4 protein-coding genes are annotated in these 6,880 nt (G+C 67.8%); 2 read left to right on the top strand and 2 right to left on the bottom strand.

The window, feature by feature from the left end; genetic code table 11:
- Positions 1 to 138 precede the first annotated feature (138 nt).
- Both ACZ592_RS10855 and ACZ592_RS10850 read right to left on the bottom strand, forming a co-directional pair.
- Complete coding sequence (locus ACZ592_RS10855) at positions 139 to 1,698, bottom strand: glycosyltransferase family 87 protein (protein ID WP_471581179.1); 1,560 nt, start codon at positions 1,696 to 1,698, stop codon at positions 139 to 141.
- A 148-nt stretch (positions 1,699 to 1,846) separates the two neighbouring features.
- On the bottom strand, positions 1,847 to 4,606 hold the full coding sequence (locus tag ACZ592_RS10850; protein WP_471581178.1) for a transglycosylase domain-containing protein: 2,760 nt from the start codon (positions 4,604 to 4,606) through the stop codon (positions 1,847 to 1,849).
- 373 nt (positions 4,607 to 4,979) lie between these two features.
- On the opposite strand from ACZ592_RS10850, the gene ACZ592_RS10845 reads away from it, so the two are divergent.
- Entirely contained in the window at positions 4,980 to 5,666 is a 687-nt protein-coding gene (locus ACZ592_RS10845) for a PadR family transcriptional regulator (RefSeq protein WP_389716149.1), read from the top strand.
- Positions 5,667 to 5,725: 59 nt separating this feature from the next.
- Entirely contained in the window at positions 5,726 to 6,808 is a 1,083-nt protein-coding gene (locus ACZ592_RS10840) for an inositol-3-phosphate synthase (RefSeq protein ID WP_471581177.1), read from the top strand.
- The last annotated feature ends 72 nt before the right edge of the window (positions 6,809 to 6,880 follow it).

Genomic DNA, 6,880 nt, shown 5'->3' with positions numbered 1-6,880 from the left:
TTTTGCCCCCTCGACAACCCACCACCCCCCGGTTCACCTGGGTGTCCCACCTCTAATACGTCCCTCCAAAGCATGGGGGGGGCCCCCCCCCCCCCCCTCCCCCCCCCCCCTCCTCCGTATCGCCAAGAGACCGTTCGCTCAGGGTGAAATGCCCCGGGAGCCTCGGCGTGACAGGTCCGACGCCGACCCCCACTTCACGGGCGGGGCCTTGCCGGAGCGCGTCGCGGCCCGCTCCGGACGGCCCGCCGCCCCCAGCACGAACACGTCCCGCGCGCCGTCCAGGACGCCGCCCGAGGGGTCGTCGTCACCGGCCCTGCGGACCACGTCCCGCTCCGGCATCAGGATGTCGCGCACGATCACGGCACACAGGTAGAGCGTCCCCAACAGGTGCACGGTGATGGCCAGTTGGTAGCCCTCGGTCGGCAGTCCCTTGTGGGCGTCCCCGCTCGTCGTGTACGCCAGGTACAGCCAGATCCCGAGGAAGTACGCGACCTCGCACGCCTGCCAGATCAGGAAGTCGCGCCAGCGCGGCCGGGCGAGCGCGGCGAGGGGAATCAGCCACAGTACGTACTGCGGCGAGTAGACCTTGTTGGTGAGGATGAAGGCGGCGACCACCAGGAAGGCGAGCTGCGCGAAGCGCGGGCGGCGCGGCGCGGTGAGGCCGAGCGCGCCGACCCCCAGGCAGGCGAGGAGCATCAGTGCCGTCGCCAGGGTGTTGACCGTGTCCGTGCTCAGCGGGGAGTCCATGCGCTGGGAGAGGATCAGCCAGAAGGAGCCGAAGTCCACGCCGCGCTCCTGGCTGAACGTGTAGAACTTCGACCAGCCGTCGCTCGCGAGCAGTATCACCGGAAGGTTGACCACCAGCCAGGTGCCCGCCGTACCGAGCAGGGCGGTCCTGAACTCCCGCCAGCGGCCCGCCCGCCAGCACAGGATCAGCAGTGGCCCGAGCAGCAGCACCGGGTAGAGCTTGGCGGCCGTGGCGAGGCCCAGGAGCACGCCGAAGGCCAGGACACGCGCGCGGGCCCACATCATCATCGCGGCGGCCGTGAGGGCCACGGCGAGCAGGTCCCAGTTGATGGTGGCCGTCAGGGCGAAGGCCGGCGCGAGAGCGACGAGCAGCGCGTCCCAGGGGCGGCGCCGGTGGGTGCGCGCGACACAGACGGCGACGACCGCGGTGCAAGCCATCAGTATCCCGGCGTTGACCATCCAGTAGATCTTCTCCTGGTGCTGGATGGAGCCGCTGCCGGGCGTCACCCAGGAGGCCATCTCCATGAACACACCGGTGAGGACCGGGTACTCGAGGTACTCCATGTCGCCGGGCAACCGGTCGAAGTACGGCACGAGACCGTCGGCGAATCCGCGCCCCTGGTAGAGATGCGGGATGTCGGAGTAGCAGGCGTGGGTGTACTGCGAGCTCGCTCCGAAGAACCACGCGCCGTTGTAGCACGGCATCTTCTGGACCATCCCGAGCGCGAACATGCCGAGCGCGATGAGCGCGATGACGCGTACGGGAGTCCACCAGGTCGCCGCGAACAGCACTCTTCGTCCGACCGGGCCCCCGATCAGCTCGCTGCCGGCCCTGGCGACCTCGTCCTCCTTCGTCGGACGTACCGGCTCCGGCTCCTGCGGGCTCACAGGCTCGTACGCGCTCGCGCGCGGCGTCTCTGCGCTGGGGTCTGCACTGGGCATGCCCGCCATCCTGCCGTACGCAACTGAGAACCGTGGTCCGCGACGGGGAAGACGAAGAGGACCGCCGCACCCATCGGTGCGGCGGTCCTCGTTTCACGTGAAACATCGGCGGGGGAGGCCCTCGGGGCACCCGCCGGGTCACCCCGGCGGGTGTGGATCAGTTGCCCGAGCGGCCCCAGATGGTGTTCCCGTCGTCGTTGCCGTCGTTTGCTCCACCGCCGGCCGGATCCTCCGTCGCGGGTGGTGACTCGCCGCCGGGGCCACCACCGTTGTCGCCTCCTTCGGGCCCGCCGTTCTGCCCGCCACCGTCGTGGTTGCAGTCCCAGTCGAGGGGCTCGCAGGACTCGGTGGGATCGGGCGACTCCGTCGGGGGCTTGGAGGACTTCGTCTCCGACGGCGTCGGCGACACGGTCTCCTCCGGCTCCTCGGTGTGCGTCGGGGACGGCGGCGGAGGCGGCGTCTCACCGACGAGCTCACCGATCGGATCGGGCGTATGGAAGGGCACGGACTCCTCGCCCTTGAGCGCCTGGGTCATGTAGTCCTGCCAGATCCTCGCGGGGAACGAGGCACCGTGGATCTTCGCCTCGCCACCCGTACCGAACATCTCCAGGAACTGGCGCTTCTTGTTGCCCTCGTTGTCGTCGAGCCGGTACATGCTCACCGCCGTCGAAAGCTGCGGGGTGTACCCCACGAACCAGGCGGACTTGTTGCCGTCGGTCGTACCCGTCTTGCCCGCGACCTGACGGCCGGAGAGCTGGGCGGACGTGCCGGTGCCCTTGTCCACGACTGTCCGCAGCACGTCGGTGACGTTGTCGGCGACCTGCTCGGTGAAGGCCTGCTTGGTCTGCTTCTCGTGCCGGTAGACCGTGTCGCCCTCGTGCTCGACCTCGGTGACGGAGTACGGATCGTTCTGCTTGCCGCTCGCCGCGAAGGTGGAGTACGCCCCGGCCATGCGGATCGCGCTCGGCGACGAGGTGCCCAGCGAGAAGGACGGGTAGTTGGCGCTCGCCATGGACGAGTCGTCCTGGAGACCCGCGTCCATGGCGGCCTCCTTCACCTTGTCCAGACCGACATCCATGCCGAGCTGCACATAGGCCGAGTTGACCGACTCACGCATCGCCTCGCGGAGATCGATCTGGTAGCTCGGAGCGTTGTACGACCGGTCGCCGTCGTTCGTCTGGTTCCACTGCTTGCCCTCGCGGTCCGTCCAGACGTCCCCGTTGTACTTCTGGATCTTCAGCCTGTTCTTGCCGCTGTACAGGCTCTTCGGATTGACGATGGTGCGCTCGCCGTCGGCCTGGACCTCCGCGCCGTCCGGGTCGCGCACGCCGTACTTGAAGCCGGCGGCCAGCACGAACGGCTTGTACGTCGAACCCACCTGGGCGCCGGTCTGGTCGGCGTTGTTGGTGAAGTGCTTGGTCGCGTCCTCACCGCCGTAGATGGCCTTGATCGCGCCGTCCTTCGGATCCACCGAGGCGCCGCCGAACTGGACGTGCGTGTCCTTGTCCGGACGCTCCTTCGGCTTGATCCTCTTCTTGCGGACCTCGTTCACCGACTTCTCGAGCTCCGTGACCTTCCTCTTGTCGAAGGTCGTGTGGATCTCGTAGCCGCCCTGCTGGAGCTGCTCGGCGGTGATGTTGGTGTTCCTGATGACGTACGCCTTAGCCAGGTCGACGAGATAACCCGTCTGACCGGCCAGGTCCGCGTTCGACCGCGGGTTCTGCAGCTTGGGGAACTTCGTGTACTCGCCGCGCCGCTCAGCGGTCAGACGGCCGTCCTTGACCTCTTCGTCGAGGATCCACTTCCAGCGCTTCTTGGCGCGGGCGGTGTTGTCGTCCTTGTTGGCCGCCGGGTCGATCTCGGGGTAGCCGGCGGGGTCGTAGTACGTGGCGCCCTTGAGCACCGTCGCGAGGAGAGCGCACTGGCTCGGGTCCAGGTCGCTGGCTTCCTTGTTGAAGTACGCCCGTGCGGCCGCCTGGATGCCGTAGGCCCCTCGCCCGTAGTAGGCGGTGTTCAGGTACCCCGCCATGATGTCTTCCTTGGGGACCGTCCGGCCGACCTTTATCGAGATGAAGAGCTCTTTGAACTTACGGGTGAACGTCTGCGACTGGTCGCCCAGGCGCGCGTTCTTCACGTACTGCTGGGTGATGGTCGAGCCGCCCTGGGTCTGCCCGCCCTTGGCCATGTTGACCAGGGCACGCGTGATGCCCATCGGGTCGACGCCCTTGTCCTTCTCGAACGACTTGTTCTCCGCCGACATGACGGCGAAGCGCATCTCCTTGGGGATGTCGTCGTAGTCGATGATCTGGCGGTTGCGCTCACCACCGGTCGCGACCATCTGCTTGCCGTTGGCCCAGTAGTAGACGTTGTTCTGGGCCTTCGCGGCCTTGTCGACCTCCGGCACCTCCACCAGGGCGTAGGCGATGCCGGCGACCGCCATCAGGCCGCCGAGGAAGCCGATGAACGTCCCGGTGACCAGACGCCACGACGGGACCCAGCGCCGCAGACCGTCCTTCTCCGCGCGCGGGTAGTCGATGAAGCGCTTCTTGCGGGGCGGCTCGGCACCACGGCCTCGGCCGCGCCCCGGACCACCGGAGCCACCGCGCCCGCCGCCACCGCGACGGCCACCGCCACCACCGCCCGCGCGGCCGCCTCCGTCGGGCGCCCTGCGGCGTCCGCCGCCCGCGCCGACCGACCCGCTGCGCTGTGCCGCACGGCGGGCCTCGGCCCTGCCCCCGTAGGGACGGCCCTCGTCACCCGAGGACTCGGGCCCTGGCGTCCCATGCGAGGACGAGGGCGCTCCAGTGTCGCCCCGCGGTGCCGCGCGGCGGCCCGACGGCGCCCCTGGGGCGCCGCGCCTGGCCGCGGCGCGTCCGCCGCCCTGAGGCTGCGGCGGTTTGCGACGGTGCTCGCTCATCGAACGATTACTCCTCGGGCAGGCGCAGCTGTCCACGCCTGGAAACGGCGGCTGGTTTCCGGTCCCCCCGAAGTACGGATGCGCCCGTTCCTGAGCTCACCCGCACTGCACCGGGAACCACGACGCCCCCTGACGTCACTTGGTTCCCGGCGGCATACATGGCGCACAGACTACGCACCGTCAAAACCCTCGTAGAGCCGAAGTTCACCCCAAATCAGGCAAGTTACTTCCTACGAATCGGTGATGTGACGCCGTTCACCGTGCCCCCTCTTGTCTCAGCCGGATCGCCGTTCTATCGTCTCGATGTATCGAGTCGATACATCAGCTCGGCATAAAGGCCGTACTGAAGGACCGTTGCGGAGGGGAGGCGACGATGAGCAGGCGCTCCGGCATCCTGGAATTCGCCGTCCTCGGTCTACTCCGCGAGTCCCCGATGCACGGCTATGAGCTGCGGAAACGACTCAATACGTCGCTGGGAGTGTTCCGCGCCTTCAGCTACGGGACGCTCTACCCCTGCCTCAAGACGCTGGTCGCCAACGGCTGGTTGATCGAGGAGTCGGGCAGCACCCCCGAAGACGCCCTCGCGGCACCACTCGCAGGGCGTCGCGCCAAGATCGTCTATCGGTTGACGGCGGAAGGTAAGGAGCACTTCGAGGATCTGCTCTCGCAGACCGGCCCCGACGCGTACGAGGACGAGCACTTCGCCGCCCGCTTCGCCTTCTTCGGGCAGACCTCGCGGGACGTACGGATGCGGGTGCTCGAGGGCCGCCGCAGCCGCCTCGAAGAGCGTCTGGAGAAGATGCGCGCCTCCCTGGCCCGAACCCGGGAGCGCCTGGACGACTACACGCTTGAGCTTCAGCGGCACGGCATGGAGTCCGTGGAGCGCGAAGTGCGCTGGCTGAACGAGCTCATCGAGAGCGAGCGAGCGGGACGGGACCAGCAAAGGTCCGCCCCCGACAGCTCCGCTCAGCAGAACAGCACATCTGGGGAGTCGGCGGGCCTGCCCCGGCGGCGGGAGACCAACCCGCCGCCGGATCCGTCCGATGACCCCGCCAAGTGAGACCCAGCGTTCCGCCGGGTTTCAACCGGAATACCGAGATCACACAGGGAGCAACCGGAATGGGTTCGGTTCGCGTAGCCATCGTCGGCGTGGGCAACTGCGCCGCCTCGCTGGTCCAGGGCGTCGAGTTCTACAAGGACGCCGACCCGGACGCCAAGGTCCCGGGCCTGATGCACGTCCAGTTCGGCGAGTACCACGTCGGTGACGTCGAGTTCGTCGCCGCGTTCGACGTCGACGCGAAGAAGGTCGGCCTCGACCTCTCGGACGCCATCGGTGCCAGCGAGAACAACACCATCAAGATCTGCGACGTGCCGAACACCGGCGTCCAGGTCCAGCGTGGTCACACCCTCGACGGCCTGGGCAAGTACTACCGCCAGACCATCGAGGAGTCCGCCGAGGCCCCGGTCGACGTCGTCCAGACCCTCAAGGACAAGCAGGTCGACGTCCTCGTCTGCTACCTGCCCGTGGGTTCCGAGGACGCCGCGAAGTTCTACGCGCAGTGCGCCATCGACGCCAAGGTCGCCTTCGTCAACGCCCTTCCGGTCTTCATCGCCGGCACCAAGGAGTGGGCCGACAAGTTCACTGAGGCGGGCGTCCCGATCGTCGGCGACGACATCAAGTCGCAGGTCGGCGCCACCATCACGCACCGTGTGATGGCGAAGCTGTTCGAGGACCGCGGTGTCCGTCTCGAGCGCACCATGCAGCTCAACGTCGGCGGCAACATGGACTTCAAGAACATGTTGGAGCGCGACCGTCTCGAGTCGAAGAAGGTTTCGAAGACGCAGGCCGTCACCTCGCAGATCCGCGACCGTGAGCTGGGCGAGAACAACGTCCACATCGGCCCGTCCGACTACGTCGCGTGGCTCGACGACCGCAAGTGGGCGTACGTCCGCCTCGAGGGCCGCGCCTTCGGTGAGGTCCCGCTGAACCTGGAGTACAAGCTCGAGGTCTGGGACTCCCCGAACTCCGCGGGTGTCATCATCGACGCCGTGCGCGCCGCGAAGATCGCCAAGGACCGCGGCATCGGCGGCCCGATCCTCTCCGCGTCGAGCTACTTCATGAAGTCGCCGCCGGTGCAGTACTTCGACGACGAGGCCTACGCGAACGTCGAGAAGTTCATCAAGGGCGAGGTCGAGCGCTAAACAGCTCTCTCCTTGTTGCTTGTCGAGGGTCCTCGGGCGTTGCGCCCGGGGGCCCTCCTCGTATGTGAGGGT

Source organism: Streptomyces sp. NPDC040622 (genome assembly GCF_055593965.1).
The sequence above is the reverse complement of the archived record's forward strand: the minus strand, read 5'-3'. Positions and strand labels throughout refer to the sequence as shown.

What these genes read in the sequence shown, in the direction of transcription:
- ACZ592_RS10845 (WP_389716149.1), top strand. Translation starts at nt 4,980, where the DNA reads ATGAGCAGGCGCTCCGGCATCCTGGAATTCGCCGTCCTCGGTCTACTC.
- ACZ592_RS10840 (WP_471581177.1), top strand. Translation starts at nt 5,726, where the DNA reads ATGGGTTCGGTTCGCGTAGCCATCGTCGGCGTGGGCAACTGCGCCGCC.
- ACZ592_RS10850 (WP_471581178.1), bottom strand. Translation starts at nt 4,606, where the DNA reads ATGAGCGAGCACCGTCGCAAACCGCCGCAGCCTCAGGGCGGCGGACGC.
- ACZ592_RS10855 (WP_471581179.1), bottom strand. Translation starts at nt 1,698, where the DNA reads ATGGCGGGCATGCCCAGTGCAGACCCCAGCGCAGAGACGCCGCGCGCG.